Consider the following 25,801-nt stretch of genomic DNA (forward strand, 5'->3'; position numbering starts at 1 on the left):
AGCTTATGGGGCCGCTCGCGTAGGCTGGAAAACATGAATCCCCCCACGGAATCCGGCAGCGGCCAGCCGGGCCGGCAACCGGCCGGCCAGGCGGCACAAGATTCCGCACGCCTGACGCATACCCTTTTCCGGCTGTTCGTCGTCGCGGTCCTGGGCTCGTTCTTCGTCTTCCAGCTCGACGTGGCCTACGTGTGGCTGACGGCGCTGCTCACAGTGGCGGGGATTGTGCTGGGCATCGTGGTGCTGGTCCGGGCCGTGAAATACAAGGAATCGCGGCTGGTCCTGTACGGCGCGATATCCGGGCTGGTGGTCACCGCGGTGATGCTCCTGGTGGTCCTGGCCTCGACGCTGTTCTTCAACCAGATCCGCGATTACCAGCAGTGCGTCCGCTACGCCCTGACGCAGCAGGCAACCTCGGAATGCAGGACGCAGCTGGAGAAGTCCCTGCCCACGCAACTGCCCACGCAGCTGCGCTGACAGCCGCACCCGCGCCGCTGCGCTAGCGGCTGTTGACCGTCTCGAGGTCTGCTTCGCGCAGCTTTTGCTGGCGTTCCAGCCAGGGTCCGGCCGCGTAGCCGATCACGACGCCGATCCCGACTTCGGCGGCCACGAACAGTGCCGTGCGCAGCGGATCGGGCCCGATCTCCGTCAGCCGCCCGATGCCGGCCGAACCGCGGGCCAGCCAGGCGAGCCCCGCCGCGAGCAGCCCGGCCACGGAGCCGATCACCGCGCCCAGCACCAGGGTGGAGGCGGCGGCGGTAAACCAGCGGGCCCGGACCTTGATGGACAGCCATTCGTCGAAGTGGTTTTCGCCTTCGCGCAGGAACCACCAGCCGGCCAGCGCCCCGGCCAGCGCCGGCACCACCAGGGCCACAAAGCCGAAGTCGAGGGAACCGGCCGGCAGCGCGGCGAACACCGGAATGGACGGCAGCGGCCCGACGGCGGTCCCGAGCGGTCCGGCCAGCGACCCGACGCCCAGGGCGAACCCCGCGCCGGAGATCCAGGCCAGGGCAAAGACGACGAGGTTGGGCAGGAAGCCGAGCTGCACGATGGTGAGGACGCCGCCGCCCAAGGCGCCGGCGTCGAGCCCTTCATAAACGGCGACCACAAGGTTCCAGTGGATAAAGAGGTCGACCGCCAGCAGCGCGGCGGACATCGCCAGGCTCGCCATCAGCGCCACCGATCCTGCCTTGATGGCCGAGCCCAGGTAGGACCCGGCCCAGCGGGAGTGCTGGCTGGTGCGGGAGAGCCAGGCCACGGCGTCGACGCCGATCAGCCGGCTCCACGACCCGGCCTCGCGGCGCGCGCCGACCACCATGCCGAGCCCGAACGGGATGAGGGGAATGAACGCGGCGGCCCAGAGGCTGATCCCGACGTCGGCCGTGCGGCAGACGAAGCCCGTGGCGATCCCGAATCCCGCGTATGCCAGCCAGGAGCCAAGCAGCGTCTGCCAGAGCTGGTCCGTATACGAGGCACGGGCCAGGCGCCGTCCGGCGCGCCAGGCGAGCAGGAACGGGATGAGGGCCAGCCCCAGCGGGATGAGCGAGAGCGTCCCGGATTCCGGCTGCGCGGCGGAGCCGGCACCGGCGGTGTCGAGCAGCAGGGGCACGCCGTGGATCAGCAGCCAGGCCTGGCCGGCCAGGCGCGCCAGGACGTCGAATCCGCCGTGCTGGAATCCGGCCGTGGCCCAGACGATGACGATCGGGGCCACCACCACGAGGGCGGAGATGACGGCGGCCTGGGCGGACTCGAGGGCACCCTGCAGCCACAGGGGCATGGGAAGGCCACGTTGTCCGGTCTGATCAGCGCGCAGTTTCATCGAGATCCATGGTGCCACGGGCCCGGCATCCGGCCGGTTTCCGACAGGCACATTGGCCGGATCCGCCGTATTTGCCGTCGGGGCCGCGCGGAGCTTTTTGCACACCCGGGCCGTAAAATTGTAAATGTCCGCAATCAGTGGTTGGAGGCAGATAATGACTACCGCATCTCCTCATGCGCACGGCGTTCATTTTGGTCGGACAGATGTACAGAACGTTGGCATGGGTGTAGGTATCGTCCTGATCGTCGTGGGCATCTTGGGGTTCATCCCCGGCATCACTACGAATTACAGCGAACTGAGGTTCTTCGGGCCTGATTCCAAGGCCCTGTTCCTGGGCCTGTTCCAGGTGTCGATGTTGCTGAACATCGTTCAGCTCGCGATCGGCGCCACCGGCCTGACCATGTCCCGGACTGCCATGGGCGCCCGGAATTTCCTCATGGGCTCCGGTCTGCTGTACATCGTCCTTAGCATCTACGGTTTCATCGTCGGCGTGGATTCGGCGGCCAACTTCCTGTCGCTGAACACCATGGACAATTGGGCCTTCATGGTAATGGGCGTAGTAATGGCCGGCGCAGGCTGGCTGATGACGAGGCACCTGGAAGAAGACGTAAAGACCCGGTCATCAACCCCCGGGACATAGGGAGCCGCGAATGAGTAACGTTTCATAGCATTCAGAAAATTCGTACTACCTGCTGGTGCAGTGGTTTAGCGGAAACGCGGCGGCTGCACCAGCTTTCTGTGTGGCACGCCGGCCGTGCCCGGCACAGCTTTCAACGACGGCGACGGCGGAGCGCCGCCTCACAGTGAACGCCCGCCGGCAGAGCGCCGCCTCACAGTGAACGCCCGACGCCGGAAGGCCGGGACTTTGTGAGTCCCGGCCTTCCGTGATGCCTTACCGCTGCCGTTGCCGCTGGTGATGATGCGGGTGCTGCGGCGGCTCGTCAGCTTGCGTGATCCTGAACGCGGGGCGGGAGGGTGTCCCACTCCGTTTCGGTGGCACGCATCCAGGGAAAGGGCAGCAGTTCCTTGATCCGAACCTTGCCCACCTCGCCCCCGGCATCGACCAGTACAGAGGTCTCGGATCCGTAAGAACGCAGCAGCTCCCGGCAGAGGCCACACGGGTTAGTGACCTGGGGCTGTCCCTGCCCGTCCATGCTGACAGCTACCACGGAGTGGATTGCTGGTTCCTGTGCCATGCGGGCATTGGCAAGGGCGCTGGATTCGGCGCACACATTGATGCGCTTGGCGCCAATGTGCAGTCCGAGATAGATGGTCCCCGACTCGCCGCGCATGGCGGCCGCCACCCGGTGGTTCTCGCTGTGGTGGGCGGTCAGCAACAGCGCGCGGGCTGCCTGGTAAAGCTCCACGTCGGAGACGTCGAGATCAAAGGAGATTTCGTTTGCCTGCAGACCGCTTCCGTCCGGGCGACTGGCGTCCATGAGGGTTCCCACTTTCCGTTCCTGCTTACCGCTGTTCTTACGTGCCTGTGTTCGTGTCTGGCTGTGTTCGTGGCCGGCTGTGTGTCCTACCTGCCGATGAAGATGCCGTTCTTCTTCCGGGCGAGCAGGTAGAAGACGATGCTGAGCGCCGACAGGACGGCCACGTAGACGGGGAAGATCCAGGACGCGTTCATGGACTGGAGCCAGACCAGCAGGTAGGAGGCCGTGCCGCCGAAGAGGGCGACGCCCAGGCCGTAGCCGAGCGCGGTGCCGGCACCGCGGCAACCCTTCGGCATCAGGGAGCTGGTGACAACGTTGTACAGGGTCATGTTCAGGACCAGCACCACCGAGCCGCCGAGGAGGACGGCCGCGAAGCCGGCGATGCCGGGCTTGACGTACATCAGCATCAGGAAGACGGACGGAATGGCCAGCGCACGGGTGATCAGGAACCACTTGGACATCGACTTGCCGTCAGCGACCTTGCTGATGATGAGGCTACCGACAACCAGCACGACGCCGAGGATGGTGGTGAGTGCGAAGACTGCGGTGGCGTCCTCCTTGAAGCCGGTGCGGGCCGCCGTCGGGAGGCCGGTGTTCCAGGCGTAGTTGTAGGCCTGCGCCGCGCCGACGACGAAGGTGATGGCCAGGACGCTGAGCCAGTGCTTGCGCACTCCGCCCCAGACGGTCTTGGCGGAGTTGTTGGCCAGTTCTTCCGGCTTCATGGTCTCCGGAAGCGTCCGGCGAAGGTAGACAACGACGAAGCCGAAGGCTGCGCCGACGATGAACGGCACACGCCATCCCCAGTCGGCCATGACGGCTCCGCCGAGCATCAGGGACGACAGGTAGCTGACCAGCGAGGCGAGCAGGATGCCTGCGTTGACGTAGAAGGAGATGATGCCGGCGACAAAGCCCTCGCGTCCCGCGGGGACGAGTTCAACGGCGTGGGCGGTGGACAGCGGAGCCTCAACACCGGTGGAGATGCCCTGGACGATGCGGCAGACCAGCAGGATGACGCCGGCCGCGGGGCCGATCTGGTCATAGGTCGGGGACACGGCAATGATCAGGGTGGTAACCGCCATCATCATGATGGACCAGAGCATTACCCGCCGTCGTCCGATCCTGTCGGCGAACGTGCCGAGCAGGATCCCGCCCAGCGGACGGAACGCGAAGCCGACGGCAAAGACAGCCAGCGCGCTCAGCGTCGCGGCGACGGGGTCCTGCGACGGGAAGAACTTGGGTCCGATGAAGGCCGACAGCAGGCCAAAGACCATCCAGTCGTACCATTCCAGGGTGTTTCCAAGTCCAAGGCCGAGCAGTCCCCGGCGGACTTCCGGAGATAGCCGGGACTTGCGGCCGGTCTCCAGGTCAGTCTTGACGACAGTGTCAGTCATGATTCCTTTTTCCTTCCCCCGCACTTTCGGGGTGCGTGAGGGTACGGATTGCCGGCGGGCACCCCTGTTGGGGTCGCCGGCAATCGAAACTATCGTTTGGCTTGGTCCGCGGGGCGGGACCGGCTCACCACATGGGAGGCGAGTTAGCCCAGATAGCTACGCATGCCTCTTCGTAGCGCTTGAATGCAAACGGGCCATCCAGCTCGGCAACAAGGAACTGGTCCCTGTTGACCGGCCAACATCGTGTTCTGCGGATGGCTTGGCAGATGTCACGGCAGCTTTGCTTGAGGAAAGGAACGCGTTCACGGGTCGGATGCGCCTTCCGCCAGAAGGCCGTGGGCCCTAACCTGTTCGAAGCATTCTTCCCAAAGTGTTGCGGCTCACACAACTATATTGAAGATCTTCACGGAGTCAATGGTTTTCGGAGAAGTCCCGTCCGCCCGCGGCGGGCCGGGGCCGGGCCGGATGACAAAGCCGCACGTCAGGCGCCAATTCAGGCCGGAAACGTAAAAATATTCACCAAAACCTTGATTCGCTAAAAGTTTTCACTATAGTTATGTGTGTTAGCTCACCAAGAGAGAGTCGGAGCATGGCCAACGAAATCGTCACGGGACATTCCCCCGCCGGCACGAGCGTCCTTCTTGCCACCGTAGGCAACAAGGTCCGCAACATGCGCAAGGACAAAGGAATGACTCTTGCGAAGCTCTCGGAAGTCACTGGCCTCAGCCCGGCGATCGTAAGCCAGATCGAACGCGGCCTGGCCAATCCGTCTTTCACCACCTTGGCGCAGCTGGCACACGGCCTGGACATTCCTGTGGGGAAGTTCTTCCTCGGGCAGGAAGAAACCAGGTCCCCCGTGGTCCGCAAGGCCGAGCGGCGAAACCTCAAGGGCGTGACCAAGAAGTCCGTGGGTGAGGCGGTCTATGAACTGCTCACCCCGGACCTCAACGGTGCGCTGGAGGCCCAATGGATCGTGAGTCCGCCAGGCCACGACACCAGCGCCACTCCTTTCCGCCACAGCGGCGAGGAATTCGGCATCGTGATCTCCGGCCGGAAGGACATCTTCCTGGACGGCGAGAAGTACACCCTGGAAGAAGGCGATTCGATCACCTTCTCCTCTGATACGCCCCACTGGTACAAGAACAGCTACGAAGAGGTCTGCGTAGCGATCTGGGTTAACGCACCTCACGCGTGGTGATCCGCCGGCCCTAGCCGCCGTCACCTTTCTCCGGTCCGGACGCCTCTTCCATACCGCGGTGTCCGCCGGAACCCCTCCAACAGTCCGCACCACGGCCCGCAACGGGCCGCGATGCGCCATACCCTCTGCCGGGTGGAATTAGCGGTCAGCGTCGCCGCGTTCCTGCCGGGCACCGTCTTCTACGTCAGCGGCACCGTTCCAACGGCACCCGTTCCCACGGCACGCCTCTAACGGCACTTCGGCCGAAACAGTAAGGATCCCCATGAACCCGTCCACAGCCATGTCGTCGCTGGAACTCAGCACCACCACGGCGGACCTCACCGCCCCCGTTATCTCCCGCTCCGACGTCCTCGTCGTCGGCGGCGGCCCCGCAGGTGTGGCCGCAGCTGTCACCGCGGCCCGCTCGGGCGCCTCTGTCACGCTGCTGGAACGCTATTCCTCCCTGGGCGGCCTCGCCTCCGGCGGCATGGTCCTGGTGCTCGATGACATGATCAACGGCCAGGAAATCACGGTCACCGGCATCGTCTCCGAGTACGTCGAGCGCCTGCAGAAGCTGGGCCTGGCGATCGTCCCGCCGGCCGATGACCGCAAGACCTCCGAGGAACTGTGGAACAAGTGGGGCCGCTACGGCACCTTCGACTTCCACTCCCACACCACCCCCAAGCCGGTCTGCTACGCCGCCGCCTTCGACCCGGACGGCTGGAAGCGCGTCTCCAACGACCTCGTCCGCGAGGCCGGCGTCAACCTGCGCCTGCACTCCTGGTTCTCCCGCCCCATCGTGGACAACGGCGTCATGAAGGGCGTCATCTGCGAGACCAAGTCCGGCCCGCAGGCCTTTATGGCCGACATCGTCATCGATACCACCGGCGACATCGACGTCGCCTCCCGGGCCGGTGCCAGCTACGTCAAGGACAGCTACCTCACCACGCTCGTCTTCCGCCTGGGCAACGTGGACACCAACGCCGCGGAGGCTTTCGAACAGGCCAACCCGAAGGAAGCCCGCGCCATCAACCGCAAGATCAAGCGCCTCCTCGGCGGCGCCTGGGAACTGTGGTGGCTCAAGACCCCCATCGACGGCGTCGTCTGGTGCAACGCACCCCACATGACCGGCTTCGACGGCGTCGACCCGGCGGACATGACGGCCGCCGAGTTCGCCGCCCGGGACCGCATCACCGAGGCCGTGGACTACGTCCGCGCCAACCTGCCCGGCTTCGAGAACTGCTACATGCTCGACGTCGCGTCCCAGATGGGCGTGCGCCAGACCCGGCTGCTCGAAGGCGAGTACGTCATGACGAAGGACGACGTCACCTCCCGCCGCCACTTCGCCGACACCGTGGCCCGCGGCCGCGACTACTACTACCCCTTCCGCTCGCTTCTGCCCAAGGAAGTGGACCAGCTGCTCGTCGCCGGCCGTCACTACTCCGCCACCCCCGAGGCCCAGAAGATGTCCCGCGAGATCCCGCCCTGCATGGCCATGGGCCAGGCAGTCGGCGTCGCCGCCGCGCTGGCGATCCAGAACGGCACGCTCGTCCGCGACGTGTCCGCACTCGACATCCAGCAGGGCATGCGCCGGCACGGCGCGGACCCGGGCGACGTCCCGTCGGCGAACGCCACCCTTGACGTGGACGCGGTGGTGGGGGCATGAGCACCGTCATCGACGAACTGTTCCCAGGCACAACAGCAGAAGCAACAGCACCCGGCGCTGAGGCTGCGGGCACCCCGCTCCCGGCTGGCACCCCGCTCCCGCTCGAGGGAATCAAGATCGTGGACTTCACCCAGGTGTTCATGGGCCCGTCCTGCACCCAGCTGCTGGGCGACTACGGCGCGGACATCATCAAAGTGGAGCGCCCCGGCGCCGGGGACATCTCCCGCAACTCGTTCCCGGACAAGGACGGCCAGGACAACCCGATCTTCCTGTCCATCAACCGGAACAAGCGCAGCATCTCGGTGGACACCCGCACCGATGAGGGCAAGGCCGTCCTCCGCCGGCTGCTCGCCGACGCGGACGTCGTGGTCAGCAACTTCCGCTCCGGCGTGATGGAGCGGATGGGCTTCGGCTACGAGGACCTCAAGGAGCAGAACCCGGGCATCATCTGGGCCTCCGGCACCGGCTTCGGCCCCGAGGGCCCCTACTCGCACAAGGGCGGCCAGGACGCGATCGCCCAGGCCTACTCCGGCGTCATGTGGCGGCGCGAGTCGGATGACATGAAGCCGGCCATCTACCCCACCACGCTGTGCGACTACATCACGGGCATGCACCTCATGCAGGGCATCCTGCTGGCACTGCGCACCCGCGAGTCCGCCGGCGTCGGGCAGAAGGTGGAGGTGACGATGTACGACTCCATGCTGCACCTGCAGATGCAGGAGGCCTGCATGCAGCTCAACCGCGGCTACGAGGTCAACTGGGGCGCCATGCCGCTCAGCGGCGTCTTTGAAACCACCGACGGCGCCGTCTGCATGGTGGGCGGCTTCACCCCGGATCCGCTGCTGCGCATTTCCGAGGCCCTGGGCCTGGACGCGGACCTCACGCTGCGGCCCGAGTTCGCCAACCTCGAACAGCAGTTCAAAAACAAGCCGGCATTGCAGGCGATCTTCCGCGAGCGCATGGCCACCAACACCACCGAATACTGGACCTCCCGGCTCGAAGACCAGGGGCTGCTCAACGCCCCGGTGCACACCCTGGAGCAGACCCTGGCCGATGCGCAGACACACGCCAACAACATGATCGTCGAGGCCGAACACCCCGGCGTCGGCACCGTGAAGATGCTCAACGCACCCATCCGGCTCTCCGCCACCCCGCCCACCATCCGCCGGGTGGCCCCGCGGCTGGGCGAACACAACGTTGAGGTGCTGCTGGAGAACGGCTTCGACGCCGAGACCATCGAGCGCCTGCAGGAACTGGGGGTGCTCCGGTGACCGCCACAGTAGAGACCGTCGTGGATCAGGTCACCCTGACCATCGAGAACCATGTCGCCACCGTGGTCATCGACCGCCAGCACGTGCTCAACGCCGTCGACGGCGGCGCGCAGGCCCGGCTCAACGAGATCTGGGACCAGCTCGAAGCCGACCCGGACGTCCGGGCCGTGGTCATCACGGGCGCCGGGACCCGGGCCTTCTGTGTCGGCGCGGACATGTCCGCCTCCGCCGTGGACAAGACCGGCCTCGAATACTGGGCCGGCCTGGACCCGAATGGCTTCGGCGGGCTCAGCCTGCGCACCACGCTGGACATCCCGGTGATCGCCCGGGTCAACGGTTATGCACTCGGCGGCGGCATGGAGATCGTGCTCGGCGCGGACATCGTGATCGCCGCGGAGACGGCCCGCTTCGGGCTGACGGAACCGCGCGTCGGGCGCCTGGCGCTCGACGGCGGCATCCACCAGCTGGTGCGCCGGATCCCGTACACCCAGGCGATGGGCATGCTCCTGACCGGGCGGAAGGCCGAGGCCGCAGAGATGCAGTCCATGGGCCTGGTCAATGAGGTGGTCCCCGCGGACGAACTCGACGCCGCGGTGCAGCGCTGGGTGGACCAGATCCTCGCCTGCGCCCCCACCTCCGTCCGGGCGGTCAAGCAGATGGTCACGCAGACCGCGCACCTGACCGCCACCGAGGCCCGCGGCCTCCGGCTCCCCGCCCTCATGGCGGCGCTGGACAGCGAAGACTCCGCCGAGGGCGTCCGCGCCTTCCAGGAGAAGCGTGCGCCGCACTGGCCGGGCCGGTAGCGGATCCACCGCCTGACATGCCGATGGCTGACGTTCAGCCGTTCGAAGAACAACAAGAGCTTAGAAGGAGAAACCAATGCGGGAGTCACTGACACCCGGCGTGTGGGGCGTCGTCGCCACACCGTTCCAGGGCAGCACCCTGGATGTCGACACGGACAGCCTGGCCGGACTCGTGGGCTACTACGAGTCGATCGGCGCCACGGGACTCACCGTCCTGGGCGTGTTCGGCGAGGCCGCGGCCCTGACGGCAGCCGAGCGCAGCCTGGTCCTGGAAGTGGTCATGGAGGAAACGCGCCTGCCCCTCGTGGTGGGGGTGACGTCCCTCTTCACCGGCACGGCCGTCGATGAAATCCGTTCCATCCAGGCTGCCACCGGGGACCGGCTGTCGGCCGTCATGGTGCAGGCCAACTCCGCCAACCCCGGTGTGGTCATCGCGCACCTGAACGCCATCCACCAGTCCGCCGGCGCCAACGTGGTGCTGCAGGACTACCCGCTGGCCAGCGGCGTCCACATCAGCACCGAGGCGCTCATTTCGGTGGTTCAGGCCTGCGGCTTCGTCACCGCAGTCAAGGCCGAGGCTCCGCCCACGTCCGTGGCGATCGGACACCTCACCGCGGCCCTGGACGTCTCTGTCTTCGGCGGCCTCGGCGGCCAGGGGCTGCTGGACGAGCTCCTGGCCGGCGCCGCCGGGGCGATGACCGGTTTCTCCTACCCGGAAGCGCTCATCGCCTGCGTGCGGGCCTGGCAGAGGGACGGCTACGAGGCCGCCCGCGATGCCCTGCTGCCCTACCTGCCGCTGATCAATTTCGAGCAGCAGGCGAAAATCGCGCTGGCGATCCGCAAGGAATGCCTGCACCAGCGCGGGCTCATTGCCGACGCCGGCGTCCGGGCACCGGCCGCGGCCTTCCCGGAAGTTCTCCGGACCGGGCTGCGCACGCACCTGGCCGAGGCCGCGGAGGCCCTGGGGTCGAACCCGGCCGCCGCGCTGACCACGGCGGGGAGGAACTGATGGATTTCGGAATCAGCGGAAAGACCGCCTTTGTGGCTGCCTCGACCGGCGGCCTGGGCCTCGCCATCGCCCGGGCCCTCGCTGCCGAGGGCGTCCGGGTGGCCATCACCGGCCGGCGCGAGGTCCGCGCCAAGGAGATCGTCGCCGAACTGACGGACGCCTACGGGCCGGGTGCCATCGCCGTCGAAGCGGACCTCAGCACCGCCGAGGGCGTGGCCGCCGCCGTCGAACAGACCGTCGCGGAACTCGGGCCCGTCGACATCCTGGTCCTCAACGGTCCCGGGCCGAAGCCCGGCGCGGCCGCCACGCTCGGCGCGGACGACATCGCCGCGGCGTTCGAACAACTCGTCAAACCGCACCACGCCCTGGTCTCGCACATCCTGCCGGGCATGCGGGAACGGCGCTGGGGCCGGATCCTGGCCGTCGGGTCGAGCGGCGTCGTGGCACCGCTGCCGAACCTGGCCGTGTCCAACACCGGCCGCGCGGCGCTGGCCGGCTACCTCAAGACCCTCGCCGCCGAGGTGGCGCTGGACGCCGTCACGGTCAACATGCTCCTCCCCGGGCGCATTGCCACGGACCGGGTCGCGGAACTCGACCAGGCCGCCGCCAAGCGGCGCGGCACCACCGCCGAGGAAATCCAGCTCGAATCCCGCAAGACCATCCCCGCCCGCCGCTACGGCACACCCGAGGAATTCGGCGCCGCCGCGGCGTTCCTCTGCAGCGCGCCGGCCTCCTACATCACCGGCGTGGCACTGCGCTGCGACGGCGGCCTGATTCGCGGGCTCTAGCCCGCCTCCCTTTCTTCCCGTCCTCTCTTCAGAAGGAACCCCATGACTTCCACCGACACAGACACCTCAACAGCAACAGCCCGGGACCTCATCACCGCCCGGCACCTGATCAACGGCGAATGGCTCGGCGGGGCGGACACCGAGCGGATGAACCCGGCCCGCCCGGGCGAGCTCGCCGCCCTCTCCCCCAGCGGCACCGCAGCCGACGTCGACGCCGCCATCACCGCCGCCGCCGCCGCGCAGCCGGCCTGGGCAGCCCTGCCCGCCCCGTCCCGCGGCGCCATCCTGATGGCCGCCGGGAACCTGCTCCTGGAGCGCCAGAGCGCCATCGCCGAGGACCTCGTCCGGGAAGAGGGCAAGACCCTCGCCGAGGCCAAGGGCGAGGTCAAGCGCGCCTCCGACGTGCTGCGCTTCTTCGGGTCCCTCGGCTGGGCCGCCACCGGCGAGGTGCTGCCCAGCGGCCTGCCGGACACCACCATCACCACCCGCCGCGAGGCGCTCGGCGTCGTCGGGCTCATCACGCCGTGGAACTTCCCCATCGCCATCCCGGCCTGGAAGTCCGCCCCGGCCCTGATCAGCGGCAACGCCGTGGTCATCAAGCCGGCCGAGCTCACCCCGCTCTCGGCCACGCACCTGGCCCGGGCCCTGCAGGACGCCGGGCTGCCCGCCGGCGTGTTCAACGTGGTCCATGGCAAAGGCCGCGTGGTGGGCGACGCCCTGGCCCGCGACTCCCGCATCGCCGGGTTGTCCTTCACCGGCTCCACGAACGTCGGGCTCGGGCTGCAGGAGATCCTCAACGCCCGCCGCGCCCGGGTCCAGCTGGAAATGGGCGGCAAGAACGGCGTGCTGGTCCTGGACGACGCCGATCCCCGCAAGGCTGCCCAGGTGGTGGCGGCCGGCGCGTTCGGCCTCACCGGCCAGGCCTGCACCGCCACGTCCCGCGTCTACGTCACGCCCGGCATCCGCGAGGCCTTCCTGGCGGCCCTCACCGAGGAAGCCGCGCTGTACACCGCCGGCGACGGCCTCGAGGCCGCCAAGATGGGCGCTGTGGTGAGCAGCCAGCAGTTCGAACAGAACCAGGCCGCGGTGCGCACCGCCGTCGAACGCGGCGCCACGCTGCTGCACGGTGAGTACGACGGCGGCACGGACGCCGGGTTCCTCTTCCCGGCCGCCATCCTCACGGACCTGCCCTTCGACGACGCCGCCGTGACCGAAGAGATCTTCGGACCCGTGGTGGCCGTCCTCGAGGTCCCGGACTACGAGGCCGGGCTCGCCGCGATCAACGATTCCCGCTACGGCCTGACCGCCGGGATCTGCACCGACTCTCTGGCGTTCTCCACGGACTTCGCCGCCCGCGCCCAGGCCGGGGTCATCAAGGTCAACCGTCCGACGGCGGGCCTGGACCTGAACGTGCCGTTCGGCGGCGTCAAGGATTCCTCCACCAACACGTTCCGCGAACAGGGGAAGTCCGCACTGGACTTCTTCACGTGGGGCAAGACCGTCTACACGGGTGTGTAGGCAGCCATGACGTACGTGATCGCCCAGCCCTGTGTGGATGTCAAGGACAAGGCCTGCATCGACGAATGCCCGGTGGACTGCATCTATGAGGGTGAACGCTCGCTCTACATCCACCCGTCCGAATGCGTGGACTGCGGCGCCTGCGATCCCGTCTGCCCGGTCGAGGCGATCTACTACTCGGACGATGTCCCGGACGAGTGGGCCGACTACGTGCGCGCCAACGTGGAGTTCTTCGAGGAACTGGGGTCGCCGCAGGGCGCCTCAGCCCTCGGAAACCTGCACCGCGACCACCCTGTGGTGGCGCGTGCGCCTCTAGGCGCCGGCGCCACGGGCTGACTCTCCCTGTCGCCGGCTTGCCGAAAAACGGCCGCCAAGCACAACTGCTTGGCGGCCGTTTTCGTATGATCACACCCCTTTGGCCCTTGACGGCTGCACCCCGTCTGAGGACCATCACAATCATTAGGACTGTGCCTGGCTGGGGGCATCTTCCTGCCCTGACTGCACTCCCGACCTGCAAGAAGGACCCTCATGCCGATGGTCTGGATCCGCGCATCATTCCGCCGGCTCACGGCCGCAATCCTCGCCGTCGTGCTCGCCGCCGCCCTCGGCGGCTGCATCCCCGGGCCGAAACCTCCGGCGCCGGTGTCGCCCGATTCCGGCTACCGGGCCGTGCTCGAACAGTTCGGCCGGAGATTGCTCGACGACGGCGCCTCGGCCGTCCTCATCCAGATCCGTGTGGGCGGGGACGAGTGGTCCGCGGCCTACGGGGTCCGAAACCTGAACAGCCCGTCCCGGGCCGAGATAACGGACCCGGTGCACATCGGCGGCGTCACCAAGTCCATGGTGGCCGTCTGCGTGCTCAAACTGGCCGAGGAGGGCCGGCTGGAACTGGACGCGCCGGTCAGCACCTACCTGCCGGAGTTCAACAAGGTGATGCACCCGCCGGGGCCGGTCACGGTCCGCCAGCTGCTGCAGCACCGCTCCGGCATGCCGTCCGTGGACGGGCCGTTGTTCGATCCGGCCACGGTGCGGAAAGCCCTGACCACCAAGGTGAGCCTGGCGGATCTGCTGGCCATGGCGGGACGGATCTCCTGGCAGGCGAAGCTGGCCCAGGGATTTGAGTACTCCAACTCGAATTACATTGCCCTGGCGCTGATCGTCGAGCACCTCACCGGCCGGCGGATCGGCGAGGTGATCAGCACCGACATCATCGAGCCGCTGGGCCTGAGCGAGACCTTGATGACGGCGGCCGGCCCGGCGCCGTCGTCCATGGTTCACGGCTACATCGCCCTGGACCGCAAACAACTCGACGTCACCTATCCGGCCGCCCAGATCGACAACGCCGCCGGCGGCATGGTGTCCTCCGTGGCGGACGTGAATACGTTCTACCGCGCGCTGCTGCAGAACAAGCTGCTCAAACCGGCCACGATCACGCAAATGGAAAGCCCGCTCTACGCCCGGTACGGACTCGGCGTGGTCCGCTGGAACGATCTGTGCACCAACGATTTCTACTACGGCCATCCCGGCGACGTGCCCGGCTACGGCACCATCACCATGACCAGCGCGGACGGAACCCGGCAGCTCACCATGGCCGTGGCCTACCCGCCGGAGCCGCTCCCTCGCGGCGACACTCACATTCTGCACCAAATGGAGTCCATCGCGGAGGACACCCTCAACGCCACCTGCAGGACCGGGCCCACCGGGCCGCTGAACAATGCCGCAGGCAGTCCGGGCTAACGGCCGCCGGTGTGGCAATCGGCCGTAGTCCTGACAATCAGCCGTTGCTCTGACAATCAGCGGTTGCTCTGACCAACAGGCAGAGGTGACTGCGACAATGGGCAGATGACAGCAATCATCCTCGTCTGGAACCCCGACGAATGGAACGATTGGACCTACCCGGCCGTGCTGGAGGAGGTCGCCGAAACCGGCCGGCACCTGGCCAGCTGGGACGTCGGGACTGGTCTCGGCAGCGGACCAGGCAGCGCGGCCGGCGCGGCCGGCACGGACGCCGCCGGGGCTGCTGCGGCCGGCGCGGACGCGGCCGGGGCTGCTCCCTCCGGGGCTGCTCTTTCCGGCGCGGACGCGTGGCTGGTACTCCAGGGCCGCCACGGACGCGGCCTGATCGGCCACGGCGTTATCGTCTCGGAACGGCCGGCTCCCCGCGTCCAGGCACCGGACTCCGCGAGCGCCGCCCGAGCCGGCGCACAGCCCGGCGCACAGGCCGCATCCGTGCTCTGCATCCAGGTGGACTTCGACGCCCTCCTGCCCGCCGGCGACCAGATCCCGCCCGGGGTCCTCGCCGAGGCCGTGCCCGGCATCGACTGGGAATCCCTGCACGGCCCCGCGCTGGCTGTCGACTCCGCCGTCGAGCCCCTGCTCCGCGGACTCTGGGGCGAGTTCGGCCCGGTGCCGGCGGACCCCACCCAGCCCGTGCCCGGCACCGTCCCGGCGGCGGCGGTCACCCGGGTCGAAGTCAACAAGTACGAACACAGTCCGGACGCCCGGCGGGTCTGCGTCGCCCACCACGGGACCAGCTGCGCCGCGTGCGGATTCTCGTTTGAAATCGCCTACGGCGAGATCGGCAAGGACTTCATTCCGGTCCACCACCTGGTCCCGGTGTCACAGCTGGGCAGCAGGTATGAACTGGACCCCGTCACAGACCTCGTCCCGCTCTGCGCCAACTGCCACGCCATGGCGCACCACGGGGTGCGGACCCCGCGCAGCGTCGCCGAGCTGCGCCGGATCATGGCCGCCGCCGGGTTCCTGACCGGACAGTCCGTGACCCCGGAGCAGCTCCAGGCCCAGCAGGACGCCCGGCGGATCCTGGAACAGCACTAACAGCACTCACAGCCCTAACGGCAGCGACAACCGCGGCCGGCTCAGGCGGACCACACCTCGCGGAACTTGCCGCTGCGGTCCGGCCGGGGCGGCTCATCGCTAAACCGGACGTCGACGCCGGCGGCGCCCTGGGCCGCGAAGAAGGCACCCAGGCGCTCCCCCACCGCTGTCCGCACGGCCGTCGTCGCGGCCTCCGGCCACAGCTCGAGCCGCACGGTGAGCGAGCCCGGCCCGGTGCGGATCGCCTGGAACCGGCGGACACCGGCGGTCTCCTCGATCACCGTGCCCAGCGCCAACGGCAGCACGGTCACCACTTTGCCGTCCGGCCTCGCCCCGTCCTGCCCTGTCCCTTCCGACCCTGTCCCGTCCAACCCTGTCCCTTCCAACCCTGTCCCTTCCGACCCTGTCCCGTCCAACCTTGTCCTGTCGGCGGCAGCGAAGCTCAGCACGTCGCCGCTGCGTCCCTCGACCCGCAGCGTGGGAAACGGGCTGCCGCAGGCGCACGGGCCGGCAGCCAGCTGCACCCGATCGCCCAGGTTGTACCGGATCAGCGGCTGGACGCGGTTGGCCAGGTTGGTGACCAGCACTGTGTGGGAGAGCTCGCCGGGCGGGACGGGCCGGAAGGCGTCGTCCACCGGCTCCACGATGGTCCAGTCCGCGTTGACGTGCAACAGTCCCTGCCGGCAGCGGCTGGTCAGGGCGAGCACCTCCGAGGCAAGGTAGCGCACGCTGACCCGGCAGCCGAGGGCCGCCTCGATCTCGGCCGCGGCATGGGCCGCCAGGCTCTCCCCGGACGCGACCGCCAGGAGCGGATGGATCCGGAGCCGTCCCGCCTGCTGTTCGGCGGCCAGTTGCACCATGGCGCTCGGATACCCGTAGAGCACGGTCGGCTGGAAGTCGTTGAGGTCCGCCACGAGGTCCGGGAGCGGCCGGAGCACGGAGAATACGCGCACCCGGCGGGCGATGCGGGGGCTGCGCCGGCGCGCGGCTTCGGTCAGCACGACGCCGGCAAAGTGGTCCCCGTCCGCGATCAGCGCCGCGGCCCGCAGCCCCCGGCGCAGGAAAGCCCGAGCCTCCTTAGCCGCCATCAGGGTCCGCCGTTCGCGGATCGGGCCCAGGAGACTGGGCACCAGTTGCGAGGTCCGGTCATGGACCAGGACCGCGGGTTCACCGGTGGACCCCGACGTCGTCACCACGAGGTATTGTCCGCGGTAGAGGCTGCCGATCCGCGAGGGGTCACCCAGCAGGTCTTGCTTCAACCCGGAGAGCGTGATGTGGGGGTCGGTCAGCCAGTCATCGAAGTTTTCCATGAGCTCGCGCTTGCCCACCGGAGGCAGCTCCCCTATATACGTGGCCAGATCCTTGGCCCGGTCCGTGGCTGAGTCCGAGACCCTGTCCGGGACCATGTCCGGGACATCCCGGTACAGCCTGCGGTAGTAAGGCGACGAGGACCGTGCGCACTCAACCAGCGCGGCGAGCCGGTCCCGTTGCCGGCGGGCGATCTCATCCTGGCTTGCCCGCCCGGCCCGCCAGATGTCCCACGCGATCCCGGTGGTACGGGTCATCCCGAGAGGAGAGCCGAGCATCACCCATCACCCCCTTCACGGGCAGGCACTCCTGGCCCCACCCCGCCCCCGCTCACCCAGGCAGGCCGGCTCGGTCAAACTCTTCCGCGCCCGCACCCTCTTCCACGCTGGCACGGCGACGGAGGCTCCCAACAGGGGCTTTAGGCACCGGCGGGACGTGGGCGCATGACCGGACACCATCGAATTGCTGGACTTCCCGGCCGGAAGCACCACAGACTGTGTACAACAGCTGGCTGGGCGGCGTGGTAATTCCTGCCTCCAGGCCGGCCGGGACTGGCCAGCAGCATCGTTTGGGGCTTTGCTTAATATCTTTTCCACCGCCGTGAAAGGACCTGGTTATGCCGGACTTGTCATTTTTGTATCCGCTCATTTCGATCATCCTGGGGGCGGTCGCCGTCGTCGGCGTCATCTGGGTGGCAACAAAACTGATGTGGAAGGTGGCGGAACCGAACGAGGCGCTCATCATCTCCGGGCTGACGCGCGGCACGCTGGAAACCCGGGAGGGGATGGACTTCAAGATCGTCACCGGCAAGGGGGCCCTGGTGCTGCCGGGCCTGCAGACCGTGCGGCCGCTGTCCCTGACGCTGAACGAAACCGAGCTCAAGGTCTCCTGCGTCACCTCCCAGGGCATCCAGGTGATTGTCGACGGCGTGGTCATCTACAAGATCGGGGATGCCCCGCCGTTCATTGCCAACGCCGCACGGCGGTTCCTGGGCCAGCAGCCCAAGATGGAAAGCCAGGTATACAACGTCTTCGAAGGCCACCTGCGCTCGATCATCGGCAGCATGACGGTCGAGGAAATCATCCGCGAGCGCGACAAGCTGGCATCCCAGGTCCGCAGCGCCAGCGGCGTCGAAATGGAGAAGCTGGGGCTGGTCGTCGATTCCTTGCAGATCAAGGACCTGCAGGACCCCACCGGCTACATCCAGAACATCGCCAAGCCGCACATCGCCCTGGTCAAGATGGAGGCCCGCATCGCGGAGGCCACCCGGAACCGCGAGGCGGCGGAAAAGGAAGCGGAGGCCGAGGCCATGATCGCCGACGCCCGGAGCGTGTCCGCGATCCGCCAGTCCGAGGCACAGGCCAATGCCGAGCGCGCCAAGGCGAACGCGGCCCAGGCCGGGCCGCTGGCCGATGCGACGGCCCGCCAGCTGGTGGTGGTCCAGGAAACCGAGGTGGCCAAGCTCGAGGCCGACCGGGAGGAACAGAAACTGCAGACCACCGTCCGCAAGCCCGCCGACGCGAGGGCGTACGCCAAGCGCACCGACGCGGAGGGCCAGAAATCCGCGGACATCAGCGCGGCCGAGGCGCTGGCCCGGCGCACGGAGCTCGAGGCCCAGGCCAACGCCCGGCGGACCGAGGTGCAGGCGCAGGCGAACGCGACGGCGGCAGCAGCAGCGGCCGGCGCCACCAAGGTCACCGGTGAGGCCGAGGCCGCCGCCACGAAGGCCCGTGGCGATGCCGCTGCCTCCGCCATCAAAGCCAAGGCACTGGCCGAGGCAGAGGGCATCAAGGCCCGTGCCGAAGCCCTGGGCACGAACCAGGAGGCCGTCATCTCCCAGCAGCTGGCCGAGAACATGCCGGCGATCGTGGCGGCGGCGGCCGAGCCGTTTGCACATGTCGGCCAGATGACCGTCCTCAACGGCGGCGAAGGGGTCAACCGGATGATCGGCGGTATTTTGGCACAGGTGGGCGACTACCTCCCGGCGCTCTCCACGGCCCTCAAAAACACCCGGGATGGCGGCAAACGGCCGGCGAAGGCGCCCGAGGCGTAGGGCGCCGTGCGCACGGAGAGCCGGAGGACCTGATGAACTGGGATTCTGATGTAATGGGGTTCTGATGCATAAGGATGTTGACCGGAGCCTGACCGGAAAGATTGGGCGCGTGACCGGACGGATCGGCCCGGGCACCATCGGGGAGGTCATGCTGCCCGTCCGCGGCGGAACCAGTGCCTTCCACGCGCACCCCTTCGACAAGACCAGCGTTTACGCCGTCGGCGAGCAGGTCCTGGTCATCTATTTTGAACCGCCGCAGACGGTGTTTGTGGACGAACTTCCGGATGTCCTCAAGGCCGACTGACCCCTCTGGACGGTAGGAGGCGACGGGCGTATTCTGAAGTTCCGTAGCCTCTGGAGGTATTTCTGATGGAAGGCAACAAGCGCGCGCGTTGCGGTCCGGTTTCCGGCATCTGTGCCCGCTTCCCGGTCGGCAACTGGCCCGACCCGCTGTAGCTCGACTTTCGTCATGCCGTCCGGCACCGCTGCTTCGTGGGGTTTGCGCCGTGGACGCATGGCCGCGCTGGCTTGCGCCCATGTGAGGGTGCCCGGGTAGTTCTGGCAGTCGCCCGCCTTTCTGCCCGCCCCGCCCGCCTTTCTGCCCGCCCGTGGCGGTTCCTTCCTGAGTTCGCCCACCTGTTAACCCACTCTTCCCCTCCCGGCCATGATCTCTCCCCCGCGCCGCAAACCGCCGCCCGCACCGTGGAGGGGTGAGGATCGCAATCGTCGCCGAATCATTCCTGCCGCTCATGAACGGGGTCACCCACTCCATCCTGCGCGTGCTGGAGCATCTGCAGGAGCGCGGGGACGAGGTGCTGGTGATCGCGCCGTCCACGCAGGACACGGAGGTACCGGACGAGGTCTATGGCGCCCACGTCCTCCGGCTCCCTTCGGTCCCGCTGGCCGGCTATGCGAACCTGCGTGTGGCGATGGGCGGTGTGTATCGGGTCAAGCGAATCCTTGCCGACTACGCGCCCGACGTCGTGCACCTCGCGTCCCCGTTCGTGCTGGGCTGGCGGGCAGCGCAGGCCGCCCACCAGCTCGGAATCCCCACGGTCGCCATCTACCAGACCGAGGTGCCCGGCTATGCGGGGCGCTACGGTGTCCCGTTCCTGGAGAACTGGGCCTGGAACCGGGTGGACCAGATCCACATGCTGGCCTCGCGCACTCTGGTCCCTTCCACTTTCGCGCTCAACCAGCTCCGCGGCCGCGGCATTCCGCGCGTGGACATGTGGCGGCGCGGCGTGGACACGCAACGGTTCAACCCCGCGAAGCGCGACGCCGGCTGGCGGGCTTCCGTGGCGCCCGGCGGCGAGCGCCTCATCGGCTACGTGGGCCGGCTGGCGGCCGAGAAGCAGGTGGAGGATCTGGCGGTGCTGGCGGATGTTGCCGGGACCCGGCTGGTGATCGTCGGCGACGGGCCCCTGCGGCCCGCATTGGAAGCTGCCCTGCCGCAGGCGGTCTTCACCGGGTTCCTCGGCGGCGACCACCTGGCCCGGGCAGTGGCGTCCTTCGATCTCTTTGTCCATCCCGGCGAGTTCGAGACCTTTTGCCAGACCATCCAGGAGGCCATGGCGTCCGGGGTGCCGGTGGTGGCCACGGGCCGCGGCGGCCCGCTGGACCTCGTGGAGAACTCACGGACCGGCTGGCTGTACGAGCCCGGCGACCTCGCCGGGTTCCGTGCCCGGGTGGTGGACCTGGTGGGCGACGACGCCAAGCGCCGCGCGTTCGCCGCGGCCGCGCACGCCTCGGTCCAGGGCCGGACGTGGTCCGTGCTCGGCGCCGAACTCGTTTGCCACTACAAGGCCGTGATCGGTGAGTCCCAGGTGGGCCGCTCCCCCCACGTTGCCCTATCACTCGGGGCTGCCAAACCGGGGTTTTAAGCACCCGAGGTGATAGCGCAACTGGCCGTTTGGTCCTCCCCCATGGGCGGGGATCCGGCGCCGCCCACGTGTTGACACCCTCTTGACACCCAAGGGAGGCTTCCGGCGCCTATGATTTCCCGATGGGAGGGTTCTAAATGTCTCGTTGGTGGTCTCAGGTTCGCACGGCGGTAGCCGGGTGACGGCGTCGTCGTACCCGGAGGAAGCGCCCGGCGCAGTCCCCAAGACAGTCCCCCAGGAAGTTTCCGCCGCGGTCCCGGGCTACGGGGACCTGGTGGAATCCAGCCCCGACGCCTTGCTGGTGGTGGCCGAGGACGGGACCATCAAAATGGTCAACACCGCCGCCGAGCGCATGTTCGGGTACGCCCGCGGGGAACTCGTGGGCGCGGACCACCGCATGCTCCTGGCCGAGGGGTTCCGCAACGGACTCGAGCGGCTGTTCTTCAACCTCCGCCGCAGCGCCCACACCGACGGCGACGCCGCTGCCGCCGAAACGGACACTGACACTGCTCCCGTGGAGGCCTACGGGGTCCGGCGGGACGGTACGGAGTTCCAGGCCGAGGTGGCCGGATCTATTTTCTTCACCGCTACAGGCGCCCGGGACGGGACTGGTAACGGTTCCGCGAGCATGATCGCCGCGGTCCGGGACACCTCGCACCGGCCGGAGAACGATGACAGCCTCCGGGAGGCCATGTCGCTGCTGAGCGCGACGCTCGAATCCACCGCCGACGGCATCCTGGTGGTCAGCAGCGAGGGCGAGATCGCCGGCGTCAACAATCGGTTCGTCACTATGTGGGGCATCCCGCGGGAAATGCTGGCCACCGGGGACGACGAGGCGGTGATGGCCTTTGTCCTGGACCAGTTGCGGGATCCGGCCCAGTTCGTCGAGAAGGTCGAGGCCCTCTACGCCGATCCCGCCGCGGAAAGCCACGACATCCTGGAATTCCGCGACGGCCGGACTTTTGAACGCTATTCCCGCCCACAGAAAGTCGCGGACCAGGTGGTCGGACGGGTGTGGAGCTTCCGGGATGTGACCGCGGCCAAGGTTGCCCAGGACCGGATCACCCGGGCCATGGCAGACCTCGCCGCACAGTCCGCCCAGCTGAAGGCGCTGGCGTTCCGCGACGGATTGACGGGGCTGTCCAACCGCCAGCTGTTCAACGACCGCCTCGCCAGCGCCCTGGCGGACCGGCACGGCGGCGCCGTCGACGTCCTGCTCCTGGACCTGGACGATTTCAAGGAAGTCAACGACATCCTTGGCCACCATGCCGGGGACCAGATGCTCATTGAGGTCGGCCGGCGCCTGCGCGCGTGCGTGCGCCCGAGCGACATCGTGGCCCGGCTGGGCGGCGACGAGTTCGTGGTGCTCCTGCTCGACTCGCTGGAGCCCGAGGCGGTCGCAGCCCGGATTGTCGACTCGCTGCGCGTCCCGGTGTGGATCGACGGCACCATGCTCCGGCCCAGCCTCAGCCTGGGGCTCGCCTCGATCGGCGAGGCCGCCGTCGACGCCTCCGAGCTCCTGCGCCGTGCCGACGTCGCAATGTACGCCGCGAAGGCCGCCGGGAAGAACCGGTACATGCGCTTCAAGCCGGAGATGATGAAGGCCCTCGTGGACCGCAACGACCTCGAGGCCGGCCTGCGGCGCGCGGTGGACAACGGCCAGATCGCCGTCCACTACCAGCCGATCGTCTCCGCGGGCAGCGGGACCGTGACCAAGGTCGAGGCCCTGGCCCGCTGGGTGCGCGACGGCGCGCTCGTTCCGCCCAAGCATTTCATTCCGGCGGCGGAACGCAGCGGCCTCATTGTCGAGATCGGCACCGAGGTGCTGCTGCGCGGCTGCACCGAGCTCAAACCCTGGCTGGACGAGGACTCCTCCCGGTCCCTGGCTGTAAACGTCTCCGGTGTCCAGCTGCAGCACGGGGACTTCGCCGAGCTGGTCCTGGCCGTGACGGAGTCCTGCGGCGTGGACCCGCGCCAGCTGGTCCTGGAGGTCACGGAGAGCGTCTTCTTCGAGGACGACTGCCACGTGATCCAGCAGCTCATGACCCTGCGCGCGGCCGGTGCCAGGGTGGCGCTGGACGACTTCGGCACCGGGTTCTCCTCCCTGGGACGCCTGCAGGGCCTGCCCGTGGACACGCTGAAGATCGACCAGTCGTTTGTGTCCATGATCAACTCCGGCACCGAGCAGCTGCCCATCCTGAACGCCATGATCGGGATGGCCCACGGGCTGGGGCTGACCGTCACCGCGGAGGGCGTGGAAACGGCGGCCCAGGCCGGCTACCTGATGAAGCTGCACTGCGATTCCCTGCAGGGTTTCCTGTTCTCGGGCCCCCAGCCGGAGGCCACGCTCCAGCCCGCGCTGGACCGGGCGGCCCTGGCCATCGCCGCGCTGCGGGGCGATCGGGTGCCCGGCAACCGGTGACCCGCAAAGTTCCATGGCCGATGTGCTGGACACGGGGCCGAAGGACCCTATGATTCAGTGAAACGCATTGCTCCGGGCACCTCGGCCGGGAACATCATCGCTCTATGAACTTCCGTCGCTTGGGGGCCGGTATCGTCGTGGGAACTGGATTTGGTGAAGACCTGCTGGAGCAGGGTCCTGATGCGTTTCTGCTGCTGACCGCGGACGGGATCATCGCCTTCGTGAATTCGGCCGCGGAACGGCTGTTCGGCTACCCCCGCGAGGAACTCCTCGGCGTTCAGCACACCATCCTGCTCTCGGAGGAAGCCCGCGGCGGCTTCCTCCGGGTCTTTGGCCGGCTGGGACGCAAAAGCCCGGCCGGCAGCCGGCCGTTCGCCGCCGCCGGACTCCACCGGGACGGCTCGGACCTCGCTCTGGAGATCACGTGCTCGTTGGTGAGCGTCGACGGCGGCACGGCCATGGCGGTAGCCGTCCGCGACGCCGAGCACCGCAACGACCCTGATTCCGGCCGGCGGCTGGCCCTTTCCCTCGTGGACGCCACGCTGGAATCGACGTCGGACGGCATCGTCGTGCTCTCCAGCGAAGGCCAAATCACCGGGATCAACGACCAGTACCTGAAGCTGTGGGGCATGCCGCCGGAACTGATCGCGGCCGAGGACCCCTCTGCGCTGGTGCGGTTCATCGCGGACCAACTGGTGGATCCCGACTCCTTCCTGCAGAAGGTTGAAGCGCTTTACGCGGACAGCCTGATGCAGAGCCACGACATCCTCGAGTTCGCCGACGGCCGCACCGTGGAGCTGTACTCGCGCCCGCAGAAGGTGGCGGACGCGATCGTGGGACGGATCTGGAACTTCCGGGACATCACCTCGCGCCGGCGCGCCCAGGACCAGGCCCGCCGCGCCATGGACGAACTGGCCGAGCAGGCCGGCAAGCTCAAGGAACTCGCGTTTCAGGACCCGCTCACCGGGCTGGCCAACCGGATGCTCTTCAACGAACGGGCCGCCGCGGCACTGCTGACCCCGGAACCGGTGCACGTGCTGCTGCTGGACCTGGACGACTTCAAGGAAGTCAACGACGTCCTGGGCCACCATGCCGGCGACGAGATGCTGGTCGAGATTTCCCGCCGGCTCCAGAACTGCGTGGGTCCGCACGGCACGGTCGCCCGGCTGGGCGGGGACGAGTTCGTGGTCCTGCTGGTCGGCTGTCGGGACGCCGACACCGTGGCCCAGCGCGTGGTCAGCACCCTGAACGCCCCGGTCTCCATCGAGGGAACGCTCATGCGGCCCGGTCTCAGCCTGGGCGTGGCCTCGCGCGACGCCGGCACGGAGACGTCGTCGGAGCTGCTCCGGCAGGCGGACCTGGCCATGTACGCGGCCAAGGAGGCCGGGAAGAACTGCTATGTGCACTTCCGGCCCGAGATGCTGGCCGCGTTGCTGGAGCGCACCCAGCTCACGGCCGGGCTGCGGCGGGCGGTGGAGCTGGGGCAGATCACCGTGCACTACCAGCCCGTCATCTCCAGTGACCGGCTCGAGGTGGTGCAGTTCGAGGCCCTGGCCCGCTGGGAGTGGGACGGCGAGCTGATTCCGCCGGACGAGTTCATCGAGACCGCCGAACGCAGCGGCCTGATCCGGGAAATCGGCGCCGAGGTGCTCAGGCGCAGCTGCACCGAGCTCGCCCCGTGGCTTGGGGAGGACCCGTTCCGGAGCGTGGCCGTCAACGTCTCCGGCGTGCAGCTGCAGCACCGTGACTTCGCCGAGCGCGTCCTGGATATTGCGGCGTGGAGCGGCGTGGACCCGCGCCAGCTGGTCCTGGAGGTGACCGAGAGCGTGTTCTTCGACGCCCACTCCCACGTGATCGGCCAGCTCGAAACCCTGCGCCAGGCCGGCATCCGGGTGGCCCTGGACGACTTCGGGACCGGCTATTCATCGCTGGGCCGCCTGCAGGACCTGCCGGTGGATGTGGTGAAGATCGACAAGTCCTTCGTGTCGATGCTGCAGACCGGGGTCGAAAAGCTGCCCATCCTCACCTCCATGATCCACATGGCCCGAAGCCTGGGGCTGAAGGTCACGGCCGAGGGCATCGAGACACCGGCGCAGGCACGCTACCTCATGGACCACGGCTGCGATGCCCTGCAGGGCTTCCTCTTCTCCCGCCCGGAACCCGGGGCGGCCAGGCAGCGCGCCATGCGGAACTCCGCGGCGGCCATCGCTGACCTCGAGGGCGTGCCGCTGCCCGGGTAGCCGGGCTGGTGCCGGCGCAGCCGGTCCGGGCGCACTTGCGGCGGCCGGCGCGTTCGACACATTTGGGTGCGGCATGATGCCCATCACGTCCGGGGAGCCCGCACCGCATATGATTCAGTCAGCGCAGTGCGCCTGCTCTCCGCAAGGTGCCCGCTATTCGTAATTCTTCGCCGGGG

At 68.1% G+C, this 25,801-nt stretch carries 21 protein-coding genes; 17 read left to right on the forward strand and 4 right to left on the reverse strand.

The features are described from left to right. Positions 1-33 precede the first annotated feature (33 nt). The gene (locus C560_RS0108340; protein ID WP_026537849.1) at positions 34-477 is read left to right on the forward strand and encodes a hypothetical protein; all 444 of its coding nucleotides are present in this window, start codon (positions 34-36) and stop codon (positions 475-477) included. A 22-nt stretch (positions 478-499) separates the two neighbouring features. Here the strand turns inward: C560_RS0108340 and C560_RS0108345 are convergent, their stop codons facing one another. After that, positions 500-1,819 (reverse strand): cell division protein PerM, encoded by a 1,320-nt coding sequence (locus C560_RS0108345; protein WP_026537850.1) that lies wholly within the window; start codon positions 1,817-1,819, stop codon positions 500-502. A gap of 220 nt (positions 1,820-2,039) precedes the next feature. On the opposite strand from C560_RS0108345, the gene C560_RS0108350 reads away from it, so the two are divergent. Then, positions 2,040-2,459, forward strand: a complete 420-nt coding sequence (locus C560_RS0108350) for a DUF4383 domain-containing protein (RefSeq protein WP_231494294.1) — start codon at positions 2,040-2,042, stop codon at positions 2,457-2,459. A gap of 301 nt (positions 2,460-2,760) precedes the next feature. On the opposite strand, the gene C560_RS0108355 is transcribed toward C560_RS0108350, so the two are convergent. Together C560_RS0108355 and C560_RS0108360 are read right to left on the reverse strand one after the other, a co-directional pair. Beyond that, the gene (locus C560_RS0108355; RefSeq protein WP_026537852.1) at positions 2,761-3,270 is read right to left on the reverse strand and encodes a cytidine deaminase; all 510 of its coding nucleotides are present in this window, start codon (positions 3,268-3,270) and stop codon (positions 2,761-2,763) included. A 74-nt stretch (positions 3,271-3,344) separates the two neighbouring features. Continuing rightward, on the reverse strand, positions 3,345-4,649 hold the full coding sequence (locus tag C560_RS0108360; protein ID WP_026537853.1) for an MFS transporter: 1,305 nt from the start codon (positions 4,647-4,649) through the stop codon (positions 3,345-3,347). Between the two features lie 589 nt (positions 4,650-5,238). On the opposite strand from C560_RS0108360, the gene C560_RS0108365 reads away from it, so the two are divergent. The 10 genes from C560_RS0108365 to C560_RS0108410 all read left to right on the forward strand — a co-directional run bounded on the left by C560_RS0108365 (position 5,239) and on the right by C560_RS0108410 (position 15,719). Then, positions 5,239-5,847: a helix-turn-helix domain-containing protein gene (locus C560_RS0108365; RefSeq protein ID WP_026537854.1), complete on the forward strand. Its 609-nt coding sequence runs from the start codon at positions 5,239-5,241 to the stop codon at positions 5,845-5,847. Between the two features lie 262 nt (positions 5,848-6,109). Beyond that, positions 6,110-7,492: an FAD-dependent oxidoreductase gene (locus tag C560_RS0108370; protein WP_026537855.1), complete on the forward strand. Its 1,383-nt coding sequence runs from the start codon at positions 6,110-6,112 to the stop codon at positions 7,490-7,492. Then, positions 7,489-8,763: a CaiB/BaiF CoA transferase family protein gene (locus C560_RS0108375; RefSeq protein ID WP_026537856.1), complete on the forward strand. Its 1,275-nt coding sequence runs from the start codon at positions 7,489-7,491 to the stop codon at positions 8,761-8,763. The genes C560_RS0108370 and C560_RS0108375 overlap by 4 nt, the downstream gene beginning before the upstream one ends. Continuing rightward, positions 8,760-9,566 carry an enoyl-CoA hydratase-related protein gene (locus C560_RS0108380; RefSeq protein WP_026537857.1) on the forward strand — a complete coding sequence of 269 codons (807 nt, stop codon included), beginning with the start codon at positions 8,760-8,762 and terminating at the stop codon, positions 9,564-9,566. Before C560_RS0108375 ends, C560_RS0108380 begins: the two co-directional genes overlap by 4 nt. Before the next feature lie 76 nt (positions 9,567-9,642). Then, entirely contained in the window at positions 9,643-10,575 is a 933-nt protein-coding gene (locus tag C560_RS0108385; RefSeq protein ID WP_026537858.1) for a dihydrodipicolinate synthase family protein, read from the forward strand. Next, entirely contained in the window at positions 10,575-11,363 is a 789-nt protein-coding gene (locus C560_RS0108390) for an SDR family oxidoreductase (protein WP_026537859.1), read from the forward strand. Before C560_RS0108385 ends, C560_RS0108390 begins: the two co-directional genes overlap by 1 nt. A gap of 42 nt (positions 11,364-11,405) precedes the next feature. Then, positions 11,406-12,881, forward strand: coding sequence for an aldehyde dehydrogenase family protein (locus C560_RS0108395; RefSeq protein ID WP_026537860.1), 1,476 nt, complete (start codon positions 11,406-11,408; stop codon positions 12,879-12,881). 6 nt (positions 12,882-12,887) lie between these two features. Then, positions 12,888-13,217: a ferredoxin gene (gene fdxA / locus C560_RS0108400; protein ID WP_026537861.1), complete on the forward strand. Its 330-nt coding sequence runs from the start codon at positions 12,888-12,890 to the stop codon at positions 13,215-13,217. Positions 13,218-13,409: 192 nt separating this feature from the next. Beyond that, complete coding sequence (locus tag C560_RS0108405) at positions 13,410-14,618, forward strand: serine hydrolase domain-containing protein (RefSeq protein WP_026537862.1); 1,209 nt, start codon at positions 13,410-13,412, stop codon at positions 14,616-14,618. A gap of 105 nt (positions 14,619-14,723) precedes the next feature. Then, entirely contained in the window at positions 14,724-15,719 is a 996-nt protein-coding gene (locus C560_RS0108410) for an HNH endonuclease (protein ID WP_026537863.1), read from the forward strand. Positions 15,720-15,760: 41 nt separating this feature from the next. Here C560_RS0108410 and C560_RS0108415 read toward each other — a convergent pair whose 3' ends face one another. After that, positions 15,761-17,284: a phenylacetate--CoA ligase family protein gene (locus tag C560_RS0108415; protein ID WP_026537864.1), complete on the reverse strand. Its 1,524-nt coding sequence runs from the start codon at positions 17,282-17,284 to the stop codon at positions 15,761-15,763. Between the two features lie 359 nt (positions 17,285-17,643). On the opposite strand from C560_RS0108415, the gene C560_RS0108420 reads away from it, so the two are divergent. The 5 genes from C560_RS0108420 to C560_RS0108445 all read left to right on the forward strand — a co-directional run bounded on the left by C560_RS0108420 (position 17,644) and on the right by C560_RS0108445 (position 25,625). Next, entirely contained in the window at positions 17,644-19,080 is a 1,437-nt protein-coding gene (locus tag C560_RS0108420) for a flotillin family protein (RefSeq protein WP_018774802.1), read from the forward strand. 64 nt (positions 19,081-19,144) lie between these two features. Beyond that, complete coding sequence (locus tag C560_RS0108425) at positions 19,145-19,384, forward strand: hypothetical protein (protein WP_155855758.1); 240 nt, start codon at positions 19,145-19,147, stop codon at positions 19,382-19,384. A gap of 406 nt (positions 19,385-19,790) precedes the next feature. After that, positions 19,791-20,963, forward strand: coding sequence for a glycosyltransferase family 4 protein (locus tag C560_RS0108435; protein WP_026537866.1), 1,173 nt, complete (start codon positions 19,791-19,793; stop codon positions 20,961-20,963). A 148-nt stretch (positions 20,964-21,111) separates the two neighbouring features. Continuing rightward, positions 21,112-23,385 (forward strand): putative bifunctional diguanylate cyclase/phosphodiesterase, encoded by a 2,274-nt coding sequence (locus C560_RS0108440; RefSeq protein WP_231494295.1) that lies wholly within the window; start codon positions 21,112-21,114, stop codon positions 23,383-23,385. Positions 23,386-23,522: 137 nt separating this feature from the next. Continuing rightward, the gene (locus tag C560_RS0108445; protein WP_331280267.1) at positions 23,523-25,625 is read left to right on the forward strand and encodes a putative bifunctional diguanylate cyclase/phosphodiesterase; all 2,103 of its coding nucleotides are present in this window, start codon (positions 23,523-23,525) and stop codon (positions 25,623-25,625) included. Positions 25,626-25,801 lie beyond the last annotated feature (176 nt).

It is taken from the genome of Arthrobacter sp. 9MFCol3.1, assembly GCF_000620385.1.
GTDB lineage: Bacteria > Actinomycetota > Actinomycetes > Actinomycetales > Micrococcaceae > Arthrobacter.

Excerpts from the sequence above, each read along its gene's own strand:
- C560_RS0108370 (WP_026537855.1), top strand. The coding sequence starts at position 6,110 with ATGAACCCGTCCACAGCCATGTCGTCGCTGGAACTCAGCACCACCACG.
- C560_RS0108410 (WP_026537863.1), top strand. The coding sequence starts at position 14,724 with ATGACAGCAATCATCCTCGTCTGGAACCCCGACGAATGGAACGATTGG.
- C560_RS0108345 (WP_026537850.1), bottom strand. The coding sequence starts at position 1,819 with ATGAAACTGCGCGCTGATCAGACCGGACAACGTGGCCTTCCCATGCCC.
- C560_RS0108385 (WP_026537858.1), top strand. The coding sequence starts at position 9,643 with ATGCGGGAGTCACTGACACCCGGCGTGTGGGGCGTCGTCGCCACACCG.
- C560_RS0108360 (WP_026537853.1), bottom strand. The coding sequence starts at position 4,649 with ATGACTGACACTGTCGTCAAGACTGACCTGGAGACCGGCCGCAAGTCC.
- C560_RS0108375 (WP_026537856.1), top strand. The coding sequence starts at position 7,489 with ATGAGCACCGTCATCGACGAACTGTTCCCAGGCACAACAGCAGAAGCA.
- C560_RS0108415 (WP_026537864.1), bottom strand. The coding sequence starts at position 17,284 with ATGACCCGTACCACCGGGATCGCGTGGGACATCTGGCGGGCCGGGCGG.
- C560_RS0108425 (WP_155855758.1), top strand. The coding sequence starts at position 19,145 with ATGCATAAGGATGTTGACCGGAGCCTGACCGGAAAGATTGGGCGCGTG.
- C560_RS0108365 (WP_026537854.1), top strand. The coding sequence starts at position 5,239 with ATGGCCAACGAAATCGTCACGGGACATTCCCCCGCCGGCACGAGCGTC.
- C560_RS0108405 (WP_026537862.1), top strand. The coding sequence starts at position 13,410 with ATGCCGATGGTCTGGATCCGCGCATCATTCCGCCGGCTCACGGCCGCA.
- C560_RS0108390 (WP_026537859.1), top strand. The coding sequence starts at position 10,575 with ATGGATTTCGGAATCAGCGGAAAGACCGCCTTTGTGGCTGCCTCGACC.
- fdxA (WP_026537861.1), top strand. The coding sequence starts at position 12,888 with ATGACGTACGTGATCGCCCAGCCCTGTGTGGATGTCAAGGACAAGGCC.
- C560_RS0108420 (WP_018774802.1), top strand. The coding sequence starts at position 17,644 with ATGCCGGACTTGTCATTTTTGTATCCGCTCATTTCGATCATCCTGGGG.
- C560_RS0108340 (WP_026537849.1), top strand. The coding sequence starts at position 34 with ATGAATCCCCCCACGGAATCCGGCAGCGGCCAGCCGGGCCGGCAACCG.
- C560_RS0108395 (WP_026537860.1), top strand. The coding sequence starts at position 11,406 with ATGACTTCCACCGACACAGACACCTCAACAGCAACAGCCCGGGACCTC.
- C560_RS0108350 (WP_231494294.1), top strand. The coding sequence starts at position 2,040 with ATGGGTGTAGGTATCGTCCTGATCGTCGTGGGCATCTTGGGGTTCATC.